Annotated in this window: 15 protein-coding genes; 11 read left to right on the top strand and 4 right to left on the bottom strand. The window is 64.5% G+C overall.

The genetic code is table 11. The annotated features are described in order from the left end of the window. The first annotated feature begins 84 nt into the window (after positions 1-84). From WH265_RS08550 to WH265_RS08540, 3 genes are read left to right on the top strand one after another with little or no spacing between them, the layout of a single operon-like run. Positions 85-900, top strand: a complete 816-nt coding sequence (locus tag WH265_RS08550) for a carbon-nitrogen hydrolase family protein (RefSeq protein ID WP_339557965.1) — start codon at positions 85-87, stop codon at positions 898-900. Next, on the top strand, positions 900-2930 hold the full coding sequence (locus WH265_RS08545; protein ID WP_339516619.1) for a sensor histidine kinase: 2031 nt from the start codon (positions 900-902) through the stop codon (positions 2928-2930). The genes WH265_RS08550 and WH265_RS08545 overlap by 1 nt, the downstream gene beginning before the upstream one ends. A 10-nt stretch (positions 2931-2940) precedes the next feature. After that, complete coding sequence (locus WH265_RS08540; RefSeq protein ID WP_021026475.1) at positions 2941-3570, top strand: response regulator transcription factor; 630 nt, start codon at positions 2941-2943, stop codon at positions 3568-3570. Positions 3571-3650: 80 nt separating this feature from the next. Here the strand turns inward: WH265_RS08540 and WH265_RS08535 are convergent, their stop codons facing one another. Then, positions 3651-4301 carry an OmpA family protein gene (locus WH265_RS08535; RefSeq protein ID WP_021026474.1) on the bottom strand — a complete coding sequence of 217 codons (651 nt, stop codon included), beginning with the start codon at positions 4299-4301 and terminating at the stop codon, positions 3651-3653. Between the two features lie 213 nt (positions 4302-4514). On the opposite strand from WH265_RS08535, the gene mltA reads away from it, so the two are divergent. Continuing rightward, on the top strand, positions 4515-5756 hold the full coding sequence (gene mltA, locus WH265_RS08530; RefSeq protein WP_445228510.1) for a murein transglycosylase A: 1242 nt from the start codon (positions 4515-4517) through the stop codon (positions 5754-5756). Positions 5757-5831: 75 nt separating this feature from the next. On the opposite strand, the gene WH265_RS08525 is transcribed toward mltA, so the two are convergent. Beyond that, a complete protein-coding gene (locus WH265_RS08525; protein ID WP_116926075.1) occupies positions 5832-6329 on the bottom strand; it encodes an Lrp/AsnC family transcriptional regulator in 498 nt (165 codons plus the stop codon). Positions 6330-6542: 213 nt separating this feature from the next. Between WH265_RS08525 and WH265_RS08520 the strand changes: the two genes are divergently transcribed. The 5 genes from WH265_RS08520 to WH265_RS08500 all read left to right on the top strand — a co-directional run bounded on the left by WH265_RS08520 (position 6543) and on the right by WH265_RS08500 (position 16160). Next, positions 6543-10139, top strand: a complete 3597-nt coding sequence (locus WH265_RS08520) for an indolepyruvate ferredoxin oxidoreductase family protein (RefSeq protein ID WP_339557964.1) — start codon at positions 6543-6545, stop codon at positions 10137-10139. A gap of 363 nt (positions 10140-10502) precedes the next feature. Further along, a complete protein-coding gene (yajC, locus tag WH265_RS08515) occupies positions 10503-10835 on the top strand; it encodes a preprotein translocase subunit YajC (RefSeq protein ID WP_021026469.1) in 333 nt (110 codons plus the stop codon). 70 nt (positions 10836-10905) lie between these two features. After that, a complete protein-coding gene (gene secD / locus WH265_RS08510) occupies positions 10906-12798 on the top strand; it encodes a protein translocase subunit SecD (protein ID WP_339557963.1) in 1893 nt (630 codons plus the stop codon). A gap of 11 nt (positions 12799-12809) precedes the next feature. Beyond that, positions 12810-13760 carry a protein translocase subunit SecF gene (secF, locus tag WH265_RS08505; protein ID WP_312986838.1) on the top strand — a complete coding sequence of 317 codons (951 nt, stop codon included), beginning with the start codon at positions 12810-12812 and terminating at the stop codon, positions 13758-13760. Positions 13761-13787: 27 nt separating this feature from the next. Further along, entirely contained in the window at positions 13788-16160 is a 2373-nt protein-coding gene (locus WH265_RS08500; RefSeq protein ID WP_339516045.1) for a DUF1631 family protein, read from the top strand. 11 nt (positions 16161-16171) lie between these two features. Here WH265_RS08500 and dprA read toward each other — a convergent pair whose 3' ends face one another. Further along, positions 16172-17344, bottom strand: coding sequence for a DNA-processing protein DprA (gene dprA, locus WH265_RS08495; protein ID WP_339557962.1), 1173 nt, complete (start codon positions 17342-17344; stop codon positions 16172-16174). Positions 17345-17374: 30 nt separating this feature from the next. Then, entirely contained in the window at positions 17375-18598 is a 1224-nt protein-coding gene (locus WH265_RS08490; protein WP_339557961.1) for a LysM peptidoglycan-binding domain-containing protein, read from the bottom strand. A 171-nt stretch (positions 18599-18769) separates the two neighbouring features. Here WH265_RS08490 and def point away from each other — a divergent pair, with 171 nt between their 5' ends. Together def and WH265_RS08480 are read left to right on the top strand one after the other, a co-directional pair. Beyond that, positions 18770-19291, top strand: coding sequence for a peptide deformylase (gene def / locus WH265_RS08485; RefSeq protein ID WP_021026994.1), 522 nt, complete (start codon positions 18770-18772; stop codon positions 19289-19291). A gap of 55 nt (positions 19292-19346) precedes the next feature. Beyond that, positions 19347-19817, top strand: coding sequence for a hypothetical protein (locus WH265_RS08480; RefSeq protein WP_339557960.1), 471 nt, complete (start codon positions 19347-19349; stop codon positions 19815-19817). Positions 19818-19867: the final 50 nt, after the last annotated feature.

Here is a 19867-nt window from a genome sequence, read left to right as displayed (position 1 = left end):
GAGTCACCTTCGATATCCGCAGGCGCCAGTTCCAAGCCTGGGCTTGCGGATAATAGCTGCCAGTTTCTCTTGCAGGATGCATCGATGAAAGTAGCCGCACTCCAAATGGTGACCAGCACAGACTGGGAACACAACCGCACGCAGGCCTGGCAGCTGCTGCAGCAGGCAGCGGCCGCTGGTGCGGAGCTGGCGGTGCTGCCCGAGTACTTCTGCCTGATGGGCCAGCGCGATACCGACAAGCTGGCGCTGGCCGAGCCGTTTGGCGCAGGCCCCATGCAGCAGTTTCTGGCCGACAGCGCCCGCAGCCTGGGCCTGTGGATCGTCGGCGGCACCTTGCCGCTGCAGGGGCCCGATGCCGCGCATGTCTACAACAGCAGCTGCGTCTACAACCCGCAGGGCGACTGCGTGGCGCGCTACGACAAGATGCATTTGTTTTGCTATGCCAACGAGCGCGAGTCCTATGACGAGCACCGCGTCATCGCGCCGGGCAACACGCCGCAGCAGTTTGACCTGCCCAGCCGCGATGGCCACCACTGGCGCATCGGTTTGAGCATCTGCTACGACCTGCGCTTTCCCGAGCTCTACCGCCTGCATGCGCAGGCGGGCGCGCATCTGATGCTGGTGCCCAGCGCCTTTACCTATACGACGGGCCAGGCGCACTGGGAGCTGCTGCTGCGCGCACGCGCCGTCGAGAACCTGGCCTATGTGCTGGCCGCAGCCCAAGGCGGCCAGCATGAAAACGGCCGCCGTACTTGGGGCCACAGCATGGCCATCAACCCCTGGGGCGAGGTGATGGCGCTGCAGGCGAGCGAGCCCGGTGTGGTGCTGGCCGATCTGGACTGGGCGCAACTGCAGCGCTGGCGCCAGCAACTGCCTGCCTTGCAGCACCGCGTATGCTGATGGCGCATTGGGCGCAGTCGCTGGCGCAGCGCTGGCACCAGAGCTGGCGGCGCTGGTCGCTGTGGTCGGCGCTGGTGCTGCTGGTGGCAGGCACCCTGGTCACCCAGGTCTGGCTGGCCGGACGCTATGAGATATCTGAAGTGCAGCAGCGCCTGGACCGCGAGGCCCAGGATGCCGTCAGCGATATCCGCAGCCTGTTCAACGACAACGTCAACCGCCTGCGCAGCATGCCGCGCTATGACAGCGATGTGATGGCCTGGCAGTCGGCCGCGGCCACCATCTTGCGCAACCAACGCGATCTCGCCCATATCGAGTGGCGCAACCCGCAGCTGCAGATCGAGGCCAGCGAGGAGTCGCCTTATTTGAACCTGCAGTGGTCGGCCATCGACCGCACCGGCATGAACACCGAGAGCCATACTGCCTGCCTGCGTGCCCGCAACACCGGCGCGGCCTCGTACGCGGGCAGCTATTTCCTGTCGCAGGGCAATGGCACCGGGCTGGAGCTGCTGGAGCTGTGCGTGCCGGTGATCACTGGCGACCAATTGCACGGCTTTGCCGTGGCCACCTACATCCTGCAGAACGTGCTGTCGGACCTGGTCAACGAGAGCCTGCGCCGCAACCATGAGCTGTCCTTCACCGAAACCGATGGCACGCGCCTGGCGATTGTCAGCACGCCCCGGCGCGGCACGCGCGTGTTCACCTCGAACCAGCTGCTCGATCTGCCCGGCGTGGCCTTGATGCTGCGGGTGGACAGCTGGCATGCGGCGCCCAATGTCTTCCCCAATGTGCTCACGGCCCTGGTCACCGGCATGTCGATCGCGCTGATCACCGTGCTGGTGGTGCTGGTGCGCGACAACCGCCGCCGCCTGAAGGCCGAGCGCGATCTGGGTGATGCGCTGGCCTTTCGCAAGGCGATGGAAGACTCGCTGGTGACAGGGCTGCGCGCGCGCGACCTGCATGGCAAGGTCACCTATGTGAACCCGGCGTTTTGCGAGATGGTGGGATTTTCTGCCGAGGAGATTCTGGACCCGAGCAAGGCCACACCCTACTGGCCGCCGGAGATGGCGCCTGAATACGCGCGCCGCCAGCAGATCCGCCTGTCAGGCCATTTGCCGCCGCCGCGCGAGGGCTATGAATCGACCTTCATGCACAAGGAAGGCCGGCGCTTTCCGGTGCTGATTTTTGAGGCACCGCTCATCAATGCCGCCGGCCTGCACACCGGCTGGATGAGCGCCTTTGTCGACATGAGCGAGCAGCGCCGGGTCGAGGAGCTCTCGCGTGCCTCGCAGGAGCGCCTGCAGGCCACCGCGCGCCTAGCGACGGTGGGCGAGATGGCCTCGCTGCTGAGCCATGAGCTCAACCAGCCGCTGGCCGCCATCTCCAGCTATGCGACGGGCATCATGAACCTGCTGCCCGATGGCGCCTCGCCCGATGAGGTGCAGGAGCACCTGCCCGATGTGCGCATGGCCGTGCAGCGCATGGCCTTCCAGGCCGAGCGGGCGGGCAAGGTCATCAAGAGCGTGCATGGCTTTGTGCGCCGGCGCGACCAGTCGCGCGAGTTTTTGCAGGCCTCCGAGCTGATGGACGCGGTATTGCCGCTGGTGCGGCTGCAGGCGCGTAAACTCTATGTCGATGTGGCCACCGAGGTCGCGCCGGGCTTGCCCGCCGTTTTCTGTGACCGGACCATGGTCGAGCAGGTGCTGCTCAACCTCAGCCGCAACGGCATGCAGGCCATGGACTATGGCGGCACGCACCCCCGGGTGCTGCAGATGCTGGTGCGGCTGGCGCCCAGCGACGATGGCCGGGCCTGGGTGGAGTTTGTCGTGGCCGATGTGGGCGAGGGCATCACCGAGGAGGTGGCCGCGCGCCTCTACACCCCCTTCTTTACCACCAAGGACGAAGGCATGGGACTGGGCCTGAGCCTGTGCCGCACCGTCGTGGAGCAGCATGGCAGCCATCTGCGCTACCTGCCCAACCAGCCGCGCGGGACCATCTTCAGTTTTACCCTGCCAACCTGGCGCAACGATTGAAAGTTCAGAGATGCAGCCGCTAGTGAATGCCACCGTGTATATCGTCGATGATGACGCCGAGGTGCGGGATGCCCTGGCCTGGATGCTGCGCTCGCGCCGCTTGCTGAGCGAGAGCTTTGCCTCGGCCGAGGCCTTTGAAGCCATGCTGCGCAGCCGCCCGCCGCAGGTGGACCCGGCCTGCGCGCTCTTGGATGTGCGCATGCCCGGCATGAGCGGGCTGGCGCTGTTTGATCGCCTCGTCGAGATGGATGTGATCGCCGCCTTGCCGGTGATCTTTCTGACCGGCCATGCCGATGTGCCCACCGCCGTGGCCACCGTCAAGCGCGGTGCCTTTGATTTTTGCGAAAAGCCGTTTTCCGACAATGTGCTGGTCGACCGCATCGAGCATGCGCTGCAGGCGTCGAGCGCCTATCTGGAGACGCTGCGCTCGCAGCAAGGCGTGCGCGAGCGCGTGGCCGAGCTGACGGACCGCGAGCAGGCCGTCATGCGCCTGGTGATCGATGGCCTGCCCAACAAGCTGATTGCCGATGAGCTGACCATCAGCGTGCGCACGGTCGAGGTGCACCGCGCCCGGGTGTTTGACAAGATGCAGGTCAAATCAGCGGTGGAGCTGGCCAACCTGCTGCGCGATCTTTCCTGAGTCTGCCGTTAGCGCGGGCCCACAAAAAAGGGCGCCAGTCCTTGAACTGGCGCCCTGTGTGCATTCTGCCAAAGCAGGTATTAACGGCCTGGCTGCACTTCACCCACATAGATCTCGACGCGGCGGTTGTGCGCGCGGCCGGCCGGGGTGTCATTGCTGGCAACCGGCTGGCGCGAGCCCATGCCTTGTACCTGGATGCGCGCGCCGTTCACGCCGCGTTGCGTCAGGTAGTTGCGTGCACTTTCGGCACGGGCCAGCGACAGCGGATCGTTGATGCCATCGTTGCCGGTGCTGTCGGTGTGGCCGATGATGCGCACCTGGGCATTGGGGTTGTTGCGCAGGCCTTCGGCAAAGCGGTCCAGGATGGGGGCGAAGTTGCCCTGGATATCCGAGCGGTTGGTCTGGAACGAGATGTCGCTGGGGATGTCGAGCTTGAGCTGGTTGTCCGGCGTCTGCGTCACCACCACACCGGTGCCCTGGGTGGCCTGCTCCATCTCCTGCTTTTGCTTTTGCATGTGCTGCGACCAGATATAGGTGCCCAGCGCGCCGATGCCCGCACCGATCACCGCGCCCGAACCTGCATGGCCGCCGGCAATCGCGCCCACGGCAGCACCGCCCAGTGCGCCCACGCCAGCGCCGGTGGCGGTTTGGCGTTGGGTGTCAGACATGTTGGCACAACCGCTCAGGATGGCCAGACTGGCAACGGCAGAGACTAGAATTTGTTTACGCATGCTTGAACTCCTCTGATGCAAGGGCCGCCCCTGAAATTTGGGCAGCCCGTAGATGCAAATTGTGGGCAGTAGAACTGCCAAATGCCAGAGACAAAGTTCAAAAATGGTAAAAATGACGGCAATGAGCGGCCATGTCCTACGATTTGCGCAAGCTAGTCGCGAGGGGGCTGCTCATCTTTGCTTACGATTTCCCCTTTTTTGCGACCGGCAAACATCGTCCACCAGACGATCGCCACCAGTATGACCAACGCCAATAGCGCTTCCAGCAATATCAGTCCCATCGGTACCCGCTCCTTACGTACGCTGTCGATGGCTGCGATTGTAGGAATTCTGGCCGCCTGCTCCAGCCAAGTCCCTTTGGACCAGCCGTCTTCGCCGACCACCCGCCCGCCGGTATCGGGCAGCATCGAGGTGCTGCCCCCCGATGCCAATGAGCCGCTGCCCCCGGCGATCCAGCAGGCCAAGAGCCGCTGGATACCCGTGCACTGGTCGTCAGTGCCCGGCCTGGAGCAGGACAACCTGGCCGATGCCTGGAACGCCTGGATCAAAAGCTGCAGCCGCCCGCCCGTGCCCTTTGCGCAGTTCTGCTCCGAGGTGCGGCGCATGAGCCTGGCCTCGACCGAAGAGCAGCGCGCCTGGATGGTGTCGCGCTTTCAGCCCTACCGTGTCGAATCGCTCGATGGCAACCCCGATGGCATGCTGACCAGCTATTTCGAGCCCATGCTCGATGGCACGCGCCAGCCGGGCAATGGCTATTCGATCCCGCTGTACCGCTCGCCGGCCACGCTGGGCACGCGCAAGCCCTGGTTCAGCCGCCAGCAGATCGAGACCCTGCCGCAGGTGCAGGCCGAGCTGCAGGACAAGGTAATTGCCTGGGTCAACGACCCGGTCGATGCGATGGTGCTGCACATCCAGGGCTCGGGCCGGGTTCGCATCCAGGAGGCCGATGGCTCGGTGCGCCTGATCCGCGTGGCCTATGCCGCCACCAATGACCACCCCTACAAGAGCATTGGCAAATGGCTGCTCGACCAGGGCCTGGTGCGCGATGCGACCTGGCCGGGCATCAAGGCCTGGATTGCCGCCAACCCGACCCGGGTCAACGAGCTGCTCTGGAGCAACCCGCGCTATGTCTTCTTCAAGGAAGAGCCGCTGTCGCCGCTAGATGCCGAGTTTGGCCCCAATGGCGCCCAGGGCGTGCCGCTGACGCCTGGCCGCTCGATTGCGGTGGATCGGGGCAGCATTCCCTACGGCACCCCCGTGTGGCTGTCGTCCACCGGCCCCACCGTGCAGCTCAACCGCCTGGTGATGGCGCAGGACACCGGCAGCGCGATTCTGGGCGCCGTGCGCGCCGACTACTTTGCCGGCTGGGGCCATGAGGCGGGTGATTTTGCCGGCCGGGTCAAGCAGCCGCTGCGGCTGTGGGTGCTGTGGCCACGGGGCGTGGCCAAGCGCTGATGCGCCGGGTTTAGCCAAACAGGCCAGCTGCGAGGCTGGCCTTTTGCATGGTGGCGGCTGACTTGCCGAAAGCGGTCAACGCGAAGGCGCGCCTTTGGGGTTGGCTGTCATCGGCAGCGGCAAGGCACTGCTGGATTTCACCTCGCCGAGCGAAAAGGTGGTGTGCACATCCTTCACATTGGGCAGGTGCAGCAGCACATTGCGGATAAAGCTGGAAAAGCTCTCCAGGTCCTTGGCGACCACCTGCAGCTCAAAGGTGCCCGCGCCGCTGATGTAGTGGCAGGACGTGACCTCGGGCAGCAGACGGATCGATTCCTCCATGCGCAAGGTGATGTCGGCCGTGTTCTGCGCGGCATCGACGCGCACAAAGGCCAGCACGCCCAGGCCCAGCTTGTGGCGGTCCAGGGTCGCGTGGTAGCCGGTGATGTAGCCGGCCTCTTCGAGCGCACGCACCCGGCGCCAGCAGGGCGCGGCCGACAGGCCCACGCGCTGGGCCAGCTCGGCATTCGTCAAACGGGCGTTTTTTTGCAGCTCGTAGAGGATGGCCCAGTCGAATTTGTCAATTTGGTTCATTTATCGCCATTATTGAGCAAGATTCTTTCAAATACTAGGTAAACCCCGGCAAGGAAAAGAATACTTTATTCTCGCTGCCCGTCATACACTGCAGCGATGAAAGCCAGGGTGTTTTGCGCTGGCTGCTGGACTTGGTTCCAGATTCTTATAACGCCCCACAATCCCGGACCTGCCACAAGCGGCCACCGGGTGCTCTCCCCAGGAGACAAGACGATGAATGCCTCACTCCCCGAGTCCGTCCGCAAAGCGCTGGAGACGGTAACGCTGGAAGATAAGTACGCATTGGCCCATGGCCGTGCCTTCATGAGCGGGGTGCAAGCCCTTGTTCGCCTGCCCATGCTGCAGCGCCAGCGCGATGCCTTGCAGGGCCTCAACACCGCAGGCTTTATCAGCGGCTACCGGGGCTCGCCGCTGGGCGGCTACGACCAGGCGCTGTGGGCGGCCAAGAAGCACCTGAAGGAAAACCACATCGAGTTCCAGCCCGGCGTCAACGAAGAGCTGGGTGCCACGGCCGTCTGGGGCACCCAGCAACTCGACCTGTACCCGCAGAGCAAGAAGTTCGACGGTGTCTTTGGCATCTGGTACGGCAAGGGCCCGGGCGTGGACCGCAGCGTGGACGTGTTCAAGCACGCCAACATGGCGGGCACGGCCAAGCACGGCGGCGTGATTGCGCTGGCGGGCGATGACCACATCAGCAAGTCCTCGACGGCGGCGCACCAGAGCGACCATATCTTCAAGGCCGTGGGCTCGCCGGTGTTCTTCCCCTCCAGCGTGCAGGACATCCTGGACATGGGCCTGCATGCCTTTGCGCTGAGCCGTTTCTCCGGCGTCTGGTCGGGCATGAAGACGATCCAGGAGATTGTGGAGTCCTCGGCCAGCGTCTCGGTGGACCCGGACCGGGTCAACATCATCACCCCCGATGACTTTGTGATGCCGCCCGGCGGCCTGCACATCCGCTGGCCCGATGCGCCGCTGGAGCAGGAGGCGCGCCTGATGGACTACAAGTGGTATGCGGCGCTGGCCTATATCCGCGCCAACAAGCTCAACTACAACGTCATCTCCACGCCCAAGGACCGCTTTGGCATCATCGCCAGCGGCAAGGCCTTCAATGACACGCGCCAGGCGCTGATCGACCTGGGGCTGGACGACGACACCTGCCGCCAGCTGGGCATCCGCCTGCACAAGGTCAACGTGGTCTGGCCGCTCGAGGCCTCCATCACGCGCGACTTTGCGATGGGCCTGCAGGAGATTCTGGTGGTCGAGGAAAAGCGCCAGATGATCGAGTACCAGCTCAAGGAGGAGCTGTACAACTGGCGCTCGGATGTGCGCCCCCATGTGCTGGGCAAGTTTGACGAGACCGATGGCGACCACTCCGGCGGCGAGTGGTCGGTGCCCAACCCCAGCGACCACTGGCTGCTGCGCCCCAAGGCGGACCTGACCCCGGCGCTGATTGCGCAGGCGCTGGCCAAGCGCTTGAAGAAGCTGGGCGTGCCTGATGACATTGTGCGCCGCATGGATGCTCGCCTGCAGGTGATTGCCGCGCGTGAGCAAGGCCTCAAGGACAGCACGCAGGAGTCGGTGGACCGCCTGCCCTGGTTCTGCAGCGGCTGCCCGCACAACACCAGCACCCGCGTGCCCGAAGGCAGCCGCGCGGTGGCCGGTATTGGCTGCCACTACATGGTCAACTGGATGCCCGACCGCAACACCAGCACCTTCACGCAGATGGGCGGCGAAGGCGTGACCTGGGTCGGCCAGGCGCCGTTCACGACCGACCAGCATATCTTCTCCAACCTGGGCGACGGTACCTACTTCCACAGCGGCCTGCTGGCGATCCGCCAGAGCATTGCCTCGGGCGTGAACATCACCTACAAGGTGCTCTACAACGATGCGGTGGCGATGACCGGTGGCCAGCGCGTGGGCGAGCGCCCCGAAGGCCATTCGGTGCTGCAGATCATGACCAGCCTGTTGTCCGAAGGGGTCAAGAAGCTGGTCATCGTGACCGATGAGCCGGAAAAATACCAAGGCGTGCAACTGGGCGCAGGCGTGACCGTGCACCACCGCGACGAGCTCGACCGCATCCAGCGCGAGTTCCGCGAGCTCAAGGGCACGACAGCCATCATCTACGACCAGACCTGCGCGACCGAAAAGCGCCGCCGCCGCAAACGCGGCACGCTGGCCACGCCAGCCAAGACCGTCATCATCAATGAGGCGGTGTGTGAGGGCTGCGGCGACTGCTCGGTGCAGTCCAACTGCCTGTCGGTCGAGCCGGTTGAGACCGATTTTGGTCGCAAGCGCAAGATCAACCAAAGCACCTGCAACAAGGATTTCTCCTGCGTCAAAGGCTTTTGCCCAAGCTTTGTCACCATCGAAGGCGGCCAGCTGAAAAAAGCCAAGAAGGAGAAAAAGGGCGATATGGCCAAGCTGCCTGCCTTGCCCGATCCGGTATTGCCCGTGGCCACCCAGGCCTGGGGCATTGTGGTGGCCGGTGTCGGTGGCACGGGTGTGATCACCATCGGCTCGCTGCTGGGCATGGCCGCGCACCTGGAAGGCAAGGGCGTGGTCACGCAGGATGCGGCAGGTCTGGCGCAAAAGGGCGGCTCGACCTGGAGCCATATCCAGATCGCCAATTCGCCCGATGCCATCTACACCACCAAGGTGGACACGGCCAAGGCTGACCTCATCATTGGCTGCGACCCCATCGTCGCGGCCAACAAGACCACCCTGGCTGCGATGCAACAGGGCCGCACCTTTGTGGCGCTCAACACCCATGGCGCGCCCACGGCAGCCTTTGTGCACAACCCGAACTGGCAGTTCCCCGAGGCGGGCTGTGAATCGGCGATCCTGGCGGCCGTGGGCCAAGAGGGCGTGGGCATGTTCGATGCCGAGCACATTGCCACCCAGGCGCTGGGCGACAGCATCTACACCAACCCGCTGATCCTGGGTTACGCCTGGCAAAAGGGCCGGGTGCCGCTGTCCCATGCCGCGCTGATGCGGGCGATGGAGCTCAACGGCGTGCAGGTGGACAACAACAAGGCCGCATTTGAGTGGGGCCGCCAGTGCGCCGCCAACCTGCCCCAGGTGCAGGCCATGTTTGCTGCCCAGCAGGTGATCCAGCTGGTGAAGAAACCCTCCTTGCAAGAGCTGGTGGCCAAGCGCGTGGCCTTCCTCACCGATTACCAGGACAGCGCCTACGCAGCCGACTACCAGGCCTTTGTGAACCAGGTGCATGCCGCCGAAGCCAAGCTGGGCAGCAGCACCCGCCTGTCGCAAGCGGTGGCGCGCTATCTGTTCAAACTGATGGCCTACAAGGACGAGTACGAGGTGGCGCGCCTGCACACCACGGCCGAGTTCAGCGAGAAGATTGCCAGCATGTTCGAGGGCGACTACAAGATCGTGCACCACCTGGCGCCGCCCACCACGGCCAAGCGCAACGACAAGGGCGAGCTGGTCAAGAAGGCCTATGGCGGCTGGATGCGCAAGGCCTTTGGCGTGATGGCGGGGCTCAAGGGCCTGCGCGGCGGCGCACTCGATATCTTTGGCCGCACCGAAGAGCGCCGCACCGAGCGCGCGTTGATCCTGGAGTACCGCGCCTGCATCGAGGAGCTGCTGCAGGGCCTGAGCGCAGAGCGCCTGGCGCTCGCCGTCGAGATCGCCAGCATCCCCGAAGACATCCGTGGCTACGGCCATGTCAAGGAGCGCCACCTGGCCGCTGCCCGTGCCAAATGGCAGCAGCTGATGGCACGCTGGCATGCCCCAGCGGATGCCGGCAATGCGCCGGTGGCCGCCAAGCCAGAACCGGCGCGGGTGTAAAGCTATTGGCCATCAGCCTCTGCACGCCATGCCGACCAAGCCGCCAGGACACCGTGCCTGGCGGCTTTTTTGTCAGCCTGCCGGGGTGGGTGGTGTGACAAATTTGTCATATCGGGCGGGGCTCCCACAGGGTGGGCCAGGCATTTTGGCACGTAAATACCATCGGCTCGGCTGTGTTCGCCATAGTGGCTTCTACCAATGCACTGGCATGAAAACTGCTTAATTCCATGAAAACAACCGGAAAAACCAGAGGCATCCAAGGTATTGCCTGGGTGTTCGCAGAGGGGCACGCATACAATGCTTCTCTTTGGGCCTTGGTTTTGGTCATCCAGGCAAGGCCTGCATCCACGTTGGGAGCTTCATTTGTTTATCTCTTCTGCTTTTGCCCAGACCGCACCGGCTGCTGCTGCCTCCGGCGGCATGACCTCCACCCTCACCAGCATGCTGCCTTTGGTGCTGATGTTTGTGGTGCTGTATTTCCTGATGATCCGTCCTCAGATGAAGCGCCAAAAGGAAGCCCGTGCGATGATCGACGCGCTGGTCAAGGGCGACGAAGTGGCGACCAACGGTGGCCTGGTGGGCCGCGTGGTGGGCCTGGACGAACAGTTCCTGCAAGTAGAGTTGGCCCAGGGCGTCGTCGTGCAACTGCAGCGTGGTGCTGTGGTGCAGGTGCTGCCCAAGGGTACGCTGAAGTAATCCATCGTTGAAACAGCAATTGGCGCAGCATGGCTGCGCCTTCTATTTTGCGTAAGGTAAGAGCGCGATCATGAACCGTTATCCGGTCTGGAAGTACGCGATCATTGTGATCGCGCTTCTGGTAGGGGTTGTATACACCCTGCCCAACTTTTTTGGTGAGGCGCCTGCAGTCCAGGTCGCCTCGGTCAAGGCGACTGTTACGGTCGATTCTGCATTGCAGCAGCGCGTGGAGACGGTGCTGGCCGATGCCGACGTCAAGCCGCTGAGCATCGCGCTGGAGAACGGCTCGATCCGTGCCCGCTTCGACAAGGAAGACGAGCAGCTCAAGGCCAAGGGCGTGCTCGAGCGCGCACTGATCCCTGACACCAGCGACCCCTCCTATGTGGTGGCGCTGAACCTGATCTCCCGCTCACCCGCCTGGCTCACCGCCTTGCATGCCAAGCCCATGTACCTGGGTCTGGACTTGCGCGGTGGCGTGCACTTCACCTTGCAGGTGGACATGCAGGCGGCGCTGACCAAGCGCACCGAAGCGCTGACCAGCGATGTGCGTCTGGCGCTGCGCGACAAGAAGATTCGCCACGGCGGTGTGAACCGCGAAGGCCAGTCGCTCGAAGTGCGCCTGCAAGACGAGGCCACGGCCACGACGGTGCGCAACCTGATTGTGGACACCATGCCCGACCTGCAGGCCAACGTGGTCAGCACGGGCGGCGCCTATGTGGTGCGCGCCAACATCAAGCCTGAATCGCTGCGCAGCGTGCAAGAGCAAGCGCTCAAGCAGAACATCACCACCTTGCACAACCGTATCAATGAGCTGGGCGTTGCCGAGCCGGTGATCCAGCAGCAAGGCTCCGACCGCATCGTCGTGCAGTTGCCCGGCGTGCAGGATCCCGCGCAGGCCAAGGACATCCTGGGCCGTACCGCGACCCTGGAAGTGCGCATGGTCGACGACAGCTCGGACGCGCGCGCTGCCGAAATGGGCACCGGCCCCGTGCCTTTTGGCTCTGAAAAGTACAGCGACCCGCATGGCCAGTCGATTGTCGTGAAAAAGCAGGTCATCCTGACCGGCGAAAACCTGAACGACGCGCAGCCCGGCTTTGACAGCCAGACCCATGAAGCGACCGTGAACCTGACGCTGGACGGCAAGGGCGCGAACATCTTCAAGCAGGTCACCAGCGAGAACATTGGCAAGCGCATGGCCATCTTGCTGTTTGAAAAGGGCAAGGGCCAGGTCGTGACCGCGCCGGTGATCCGCTCCGAAATCGGTGGCGGCCGCGTGCAGATCTCGGGCAGCATGAGCACCAAGGAAGCCAGCGATACCTCGCTGCTGTTGCGCGCCGGCTCGCTGGCTGCGCCGATGGAAATCATCGAGGAATACACGATCGGCCCGAGCATGGGCAAAGAGAACGTGGAAGCCGGTATCAAGAGCATTGTGGGCGGCTTCATCGCGATTGCCGTCTTCATGTGCATCTACTACATGATCTTTGGCGTGGTCTCGACCATTGCGCTGGGCGTGAACGTCTTGCTGCTGCTGGCCATCCTGTCGATGCTGCAGGCCACCCTGACCCTGCCGGGCATTGCCGCCATGGCACTGGCCATCGGTGTGGCCATTGACTCGAACGTGCTGATCAATGAACGGGTGCGCGAAGAATTGCGCGCCGGTGCGTCGCCGCAGGCGGCCATCCATGCCGGTTATGAACATGCCTGGCACACCATCTTGGACTCCAACGTCACCACCTTGATCGTGGGTCTGGCGCTGCTGGCCTTTGGCTCGGGCCCGGTGCGCGGCTTTGCCGTGGTGCACTGCATCGGCATTCTGACCAGCATGTTCTCGGCCGTGTTCTTCTCGCGTGGCCTGGTCAACCTCTGGTATGGCCGCCGCAAGAAGCTCAAGAGCGTGTCGATCGGTCAGGTCTGGAAGCCCGAGGGCGAAGACCACCGCTCCGTGGCATCTGCTAAACGTTAAGGAGGAAGACCATGGAATTCTTCCGTATCAAAAAAGACATCCCTTTCATGAAATACGCGTTGGTGCTCAACGCGATTTCGGTCATCACCTTTGTGCTGGCGGTGTTCTTCCTGACCACCCGTGGCCTGCACCTGTCGGTGGAATTCACCGGCGGCACCGTCATGCAGGTGGCTTACGAGCAGCCAGCGGACGTGGGCAAGATCCGCGAACAGGTCGCCTCGCTCGGCTACCAGGACATCCTGGTGCAGAACGTGGGCAGCGCTGACCGCGTGATGATCCGCCTGCCGATCGAAAAAGGCGTGACCACGGCCCAGCAGGGCGAGAAGGTCATGGGCGCGCTCAAGGCGGCCGATCCCGGGGTGACCTTGCTGCGCAGCGAGTTCGTCGGCCCCTCGGTCGGTGAGGAGCTGGTGCATGGCGGCCTGATGGCGCTGGGCGCCGTGGTGCTGGGCATCGTGATCTACCTGGCCATGCGCTTCGAGTGGAAGTTCGGTGTGGCTGCGGCCGTCGCCAACTTGCATGACGTGGTGATCATCCTGGGCTTTTTCGCCTTCTTCCAGTGGGAGTTCTCGCTGGCCGTGCTCGCCGGTGTGCTGGCGGTGCTGGGCTACTCGGTCAATGAGTCGGTGGTGATCTTTGACCGGATCCGCGAGGCATTCCGCAAGTTCCGCAAGCTCAGCACGCCCGAAGTGATCGACCACGCGATCACCTCGACGATGAGCCGGACCATCATTACCCACGCCTCCACCGAGGCGATGGTGCTGTCGATGTTTCTTTTTGGCGGTGCCAGCTTGCATTACTTTGCGTTGGCGCTGACCATTGGTATTCTTTTTGGTATCTACTCGTCGGTGTTCGTCGCTGCGGCCATCGCCATGTGGCTGGGCGTCAAGCGCGAAGACCTGGTCAAGGTCAGCCAAAAGGACCTGGACCCGAACGACCCCAATGCCGGGGCTACGGTATAAAGCAGACCGATAAGGGATGGGATTTCTGTGGCTGTTGCACCTTCGCACCATCGCACCTGGCAAAAAAAGCTCGCCCGTGAAGCGCGGCTGAGATTTGTCGGGGGCTTGTGCGTGGGTCTGCCCGGGGTGGCAGCGCGCTTGCGCGCCGAGCTGCTCCAGATCATGGCGCGGCCCAGTACCGATCCCGCCCGCTCGCATGTCGCGCTGTCGGCTGCCATTACCGAGTTTGACAGCCGCCAGCAAGCCTGGCTGGACAGCGCCAACAGGCTGCTGCGCCAAAGCCTGCTGGCGGGCGAGCCGGCCCCCGAGCCGGTGGCAGCGCCCCCCACCATCACCAGCTTCGAGCTGGTCAGCAACGAGGCCATCGAAGGCCGCATCATCGCCTCGCGCCTGGCAGCCCAGCTGCTGGAGCTGGTGGCGCTGGAGCTGGACAGCGTGCGCCGCGTGACCCAGTTTCTGGAAGACCAGGAGCTGGGCCCAGCTGACGCGCTGCGCCCCGAGACCTGGTGCCTGCGGCTGATCGAAGCCTGGGAAGCCGCGGGCCTCAGCCGCAAGACGCTGGACCTGCTCTGGACGCCGATGCTCGAAGCGCTGGCGCCCCTGGGCATCAGCGGCTACACGGCGGTGCGGCGCTTCTATGACGAGCAAGGCGCGGCCAGCGAAGACGAGCTGCGCAGCTACCGCATCAAACGCACTGAAAGCGAGCGCCATGCACCGGCGGCAGCTGCTGCGGCAGCCGCTGCCGCCCAGCAGGCGGGCGGCATGGCTGCAGCGCAAGGGGCCGCAGGCGCGGCCTCGGGTGCGGCCAGCATGCCTTCGGGCCTGATGCCAGCTGGCGGCGCCGGTGCCCCCGGTTGGGTGGCCATGGGTGCAGCCCGCCAGAAGAGCCAGGGCGTATTGGCGCAGCTGCGGGGCTTTTTGCAGAATGTCGCCGGCAGCCGCTCCAATGGCGGGCCGACCTCGGTGCGCGCCTCCCTGGGAGACGCTGGCGGCTATGTGATCTCTCCAGCGCTGCAGCATGCGCTGGTCTCGCCGCCCACGGCGATCCAGTCGGCCTGGTTCCATACCGCGCCGGCCGATGACGATTTTGACCCCGGACAGGTGGTGGCGCCGGTGGCACTGGCGGTGCGCCAGCAATCGTCGGCACTCAAGAGCGTGGCCTCGTCCGACGAGGAAAAGGCGATCATCGAGATCATCGCCTTGATGTTCCAGAGCATCCTGAACGAAGACCGCATCCCGGCCGGTATCCGCATCTGGTTTGCACGCCTGCAGGTGCCGGTGCTGCGCGTGGCGCTGGCCGAGCCGGCGTTCTTCAACGACACCGAGCACCCCGCGCGCCAGCTGATCGACCGCATGGGCGCCTGCGTGCTGGGCTTTGAGGCCGCTGCGCTCAATGGCACGACCTTGGAGGCCGAGGTCAAGCGGGTGGTGCAGGTCATCGAGCAGTACCCGGACACCGGCAGCCGCGTGTTCCAGCTGGTGCTCAAGGAATTCCAGAAATTCCTCGAAAAGAACCTGACCGGCCAGACTGCCACCGCGCGCGAGCTGGTGAGCCTGGCCCAGCAGATCGAGCAAAAGGAAACGCTGGCCATCCAGTACACGATCCAGCTGCGCGACATGCTGCTGGAGATGCCGGTGGACAGCGATGTGCGCGAGTTCCTGTTCAAGCAGTGGTCCGATGTGCTGGCCATGTCGGCCATCCGCTTTGGCGCCGAGCACGAGAACACGCAAAAATTCAAGAAAGCCGCGCTGGACCTGGTCTGGTCGGCGTCGGCCAAGCCCAGCAAGGAAGAGCGCGCCAAGGTGATCCGCCAGTTGCCGCTGTTGCAAACCGTGCTGCGCCAGGGTTTGACCTTGTCGAACATCGTCGGTGAGCGCCAGGACGAGATGATCAAGAGCCTGATGGACATCGTGGCCGAGGCCTTCCTGGCCAAGACCAATGAGATCCCGCAGGAGCGCATCATTGCGCTGGCTGAGCGCCTGGCCCATCTGGAAGATGCCCTTGATGAGGTGGTGACCGAGGAGTACCCGCTCAGCGCCGAGAGCATCGAGCTGATGCTGGGCATCGACACCAGCAGCATCCAGGTGATTGCCGATGATGGTGCGCTGGTACAGCCCGAAGTGCTGGAGTGGGCGAAAAACCTGTCGCTCGGCAACTGGTTCCTGCTGGACCACAATGCCAGCCCGCTGCAGGTGCAGTATGTCTGGCACAGCCAGCACAAGCAGCTGCATCTGTTTGCGGCGCTGAGTGGCTCGTGCTTTCTCTTCCAGATGCGGCGCATGGGCCACTACCTGCAGGCCGGCCTGTTGCTGCCGCGCGATGCCGAAGGCATCACCGCGCGCGCCGCGCGCGATGCGCTGGCCAAGATCGAGGCCAACCCCGAGCGGCTCCTGCAGTAAGGCTGCTGGATCTAGCCTGCCGCCAGGCGCTGGAACAAGCCGCCCGGCAGGCGCGCTACCTGGCCTTGGAGTTCGAGCTCCAGCAACTGGATCTGCAGGCTGGCGATATCGATGCCGGTGCGGCTGCACAGGCTGTCCAGATCGACCGGGTCAAAGCCCAGCGCTTGGAGCAAACCCTGGTCATTCTTGTCGTTGCTGGCCGTTGCGCCAGGCGCGGCCGCTGGGGCAGGTTCTGCAGCTGGCGCCCGCGCGGCTGCACCGCCCAGCGCCGGCAGCTCTTCCAGAATATCTTCCACCGATTCCACCAGCTTGGCGCCCTGGCGGATCAGCGCATGGCAGCCTTTGCTTTGCGGCGCATGGATGGAGCCGGGGATGGCGAAGACCTCGCGCCCCTGCTCGCTGGCCAGGCGGGCGGTGACCAGGGAGCCGGAGGCGGTCGCGGCCTCGACCACCAAGGTGCCGCAGGCCAGGCCGGCAATCAGCCGGTTGCGCTTGGGAAAGTTCTGCGCCAGCGGGGGCGTGCCCAGGTGGTATTCGCTGATGATCCAGCCCTGCTCGGCAATCTGCGCGGCCAATGGGTGGTTGGCCCGGGGGTAGACCCGGTCGATGCCGGTGCCGATCACGGCAATGGTGGCGGGCTGCGTCGCCGTTGCGGCCTCCAGCGCGCCCGCATGGGCGGCGGCGTCAATGCCCAGCGCCAGGCCGGAGATGACGGTCACGCCCTGGCGCGCGAGGGTCTGCGCAAAAGCGCGGGCATTGAGCTCGCCCTGGGGCGTGGGGTTGCGGCTGCCGACCAGCGCCAGCGCCCGGTGCGGCCAGGCCAGCCCTTGCGCGCCAAACCAGCGTGCATGGCCGGTGATGTAGAGCAGCACCGGCGGGTCGGCGGTTTCCAGCAAGGACGCCGGGTAATCGGCATCGCCCAGGGTCAGCACATGGCGCTGCAAAGGGGCGGGCGCGCTGGTCAGCCAGGCCCAGGTGGCCGCCTGCAGCGCTTGCAGCTCGGGGCTGGGGTGGTGCAGCGCCCGGGCTTGCGCGGGCGTGATGCAGCTCTCCAGCGCGGCGCTGGTCTGGGCCAGCACGTCAGCGGGCAGCCCAAAGCGCGCGAGCAGCCGCCGGATGGCGGTATTGCCCAGGCCGGGCGTGGCGCTCAAGCGCAACCAGTCATGCAGCTCTTGTTCAGTCATGGGCAAGAGCCGCCTTCCCGGTTACCCGTATCAGGGGCGGTAGTCGGGCGAGATCAGCGAGTCGCCCACCTTCACGCCTTCCTTGGCTTCCAGAATCAGCGCGTAGGACACCTTGTCGAACGTGCGGAACACCATGGCCAGGCCATTGGCCTCGTTGGGCAGCTTGATGACGGTCTGGTCGCTGTCGGTCTTGTCCTTGATGCGCGCGCCGCGCGTCATCAGGCGGAAGACATGGCCGAGCTCGACGCCGTCGGCCTGGCCCCGGTTGATGGCGATCACGTTGTTGCGCGAGGCATAGGCCACGCTGTTGCTGCCATAGATGGACACGACGCTGCCTTGCAGGTGCTCGTCGGGCGCATGCGGCACATAGCTGGTGACATTGGCGCGCGGCATCGGCAGCAGCTTGTCGCCGATGCGGATTTCTTCCTTCACCGACGTGATGTCCAGCGATGCGGGCACCGGGTCGGTGTGGGCATGGCCCTTGGCATCGAGCGTCGTCTCCTTGCGCTCACCGGCCATCACCTGGACCTTGCCCAGGTACTGGGCTTCATAGCCCAGCACGGCGTTGTTTTCGGGGTCGACCATCGGCACGGCATTGCGGAACACGCGGTAGTACTGGCGCTCCTGGCCCGTCTCCAGCGACTGGTCGGCCGAGCGGCCATAGACGCGGTCGCCGGGCGACAGCAGGGCACGCTCTTGCGCGGCACCGACCAGACGCGGGGCTTTTTCGCTCTCGCCGGCGGCCAGCACTTCGGGCTCGACCAGGAAGGCCTCGATGAGGCGCTGGTTGACGGCAGGCAGCGCGGTGCCCGAGAGGCTCTCGCTGCGCACGCGCGGCGAGATGCGGATGACTTCGTCCTCACCCGAGCGCGAGGTGACCAGGCGTGCCATGCCATTGCGGCGCTCCAGGTACAGGGTCTGGCCGGGGTAGATCAGGTGCGGGTTGGCGATGGCCTGCAGGTTCATGCCCCACAGCGCCGGCCAGCGCCAGGGCTGCTGCAGGTAGATGCGCGAGATATCCCACAGCGTATCGCCCCGCTTGACCACGTAGCTCTCAGGCGCATTGGCGACCAGGTCGGCCTCGGGGATGCCCTGCGCCGCCACTTGCTGGGCGGTGCTGCGCTGCTGCGCGGTGACCGGCAACTGCGCGGCCGGGGTGGCGGCCCAGGCACTCATGCCGGCGCAGGCCATGCAGGCGACTGCAACGGCGCTGCTGCGCAGCTGGTGGAACAGGGGCGTGGTGGATGCTCGCATGGCCGGGTGACTCCCTCTCAGTCGCTGGCAGGCCACAGTGGGCCTGCTGTCAATGTTTGTAATTGCCTCTGATTCTCGGGCCAAGCCCTTGATCGATCAATGATTATTGCAAGCCATCTGGGCATTGAAGCGCAAAAGTGGCGAAAATAACGACATTCAAGAGCGAAAACTATGTCTATCCTCCCGATTCTCTGCTACCCCGATCCCCGTCTGCACAAGGTCGCCAAGCCCGTGGCCGTGGTCGATGACCGCATCCGTACTTTGGTCCAGGACATGCTGGCCACCATGTACGACGCCAGCGGTATCGGCCTGGCAGCCACGCAGATCGACGTGCACGAGCGCGTGGTGGTGATCGACGTCTCTGAAGAGCGCAACGAGCCCATGACCATCATCAACCCGGAAATCCTCTGGGCCAGCGATGAAAAGCAGGTCGGCGACGAAGGCTGCCTGTCCGTGCCCGGCATTTACGACGGCGTTGAGCGCTCGGTGGCGGTCAAGATCCGGGCACTCGACGAGAACGGCAACAGCCGCGAGATCGACGCCGAAGGCCTGCTGGCCATCTGCATCCAGCATGAAATGGACCACCTGCTGGGCAAGGTGTTTGTCGAGTACCTCTCGCCCCTCAAGCGCAACCGCATCAAGTCCAAGCTGGTCAAGCAGCAAAAGCGCGAGCTGGCCGACGCCAAGGGCTGATATGGGCACGGCGCGATCTTCACGGAGCTGGCTGCCCGGCCGCGCGTGGGGCGCGATGGCGCTGCTCATCCTGTGCGCCGCCCTGGCGGGCTGTGCCTATCCCACCCAGTTCAAGCCCGGCACCCCGCAGCAGGAGGTGCTGAGCAAGCTCGGCCCTGCCAATACCGTCAAGAAGCTCGACGGCGGAGCTGAGCGCTGGCTCTACACCACCCAGCCGATGGGGCGCGAGGCCTACCAGCTGCGCTTTGGCGCCGATGGCCAACTGCAGACGACCACCCAGGTGCTGACGGCCGATAACTTCGGCGCCATCCCGATGGGCCAGTTCAGCGAGCAGCAGCTGCTGCAGGATTTTGGCCCGCCGATGGAAATCACGTCGGTCTGGAGCTTCACGGGACAGGTCTGGACCTACCGATTCTGGGACAATGGCATCAAGCGATTCGCGCATGTGCACATCGATCCGCAAGGTGTGGTGCAAAAGCTGATGTTCATGGATGAGCCTTTGCCCGAGCCCCGCCAGCGCGATTGACAGCCGGTCAGCGTGGCCTGATCGCAACTGGCCTCTTACCTAAAAAAAGA

Origin of the sequence: Comamonas sp. MYb396 (assembly GCF_037479555.1) — a bacterium.
Classification (GTDB): Bacteria; Pseudomonadota; Gammaproteobacteria; order Burkholderiales; family Burkholderiaceae_C; genus Comamonas.
The sequence above is the reverse complement of the archived record's forward strand: the minus strand, read 5'-3'. Positions and strand labels throughout refer to the sequence as shown.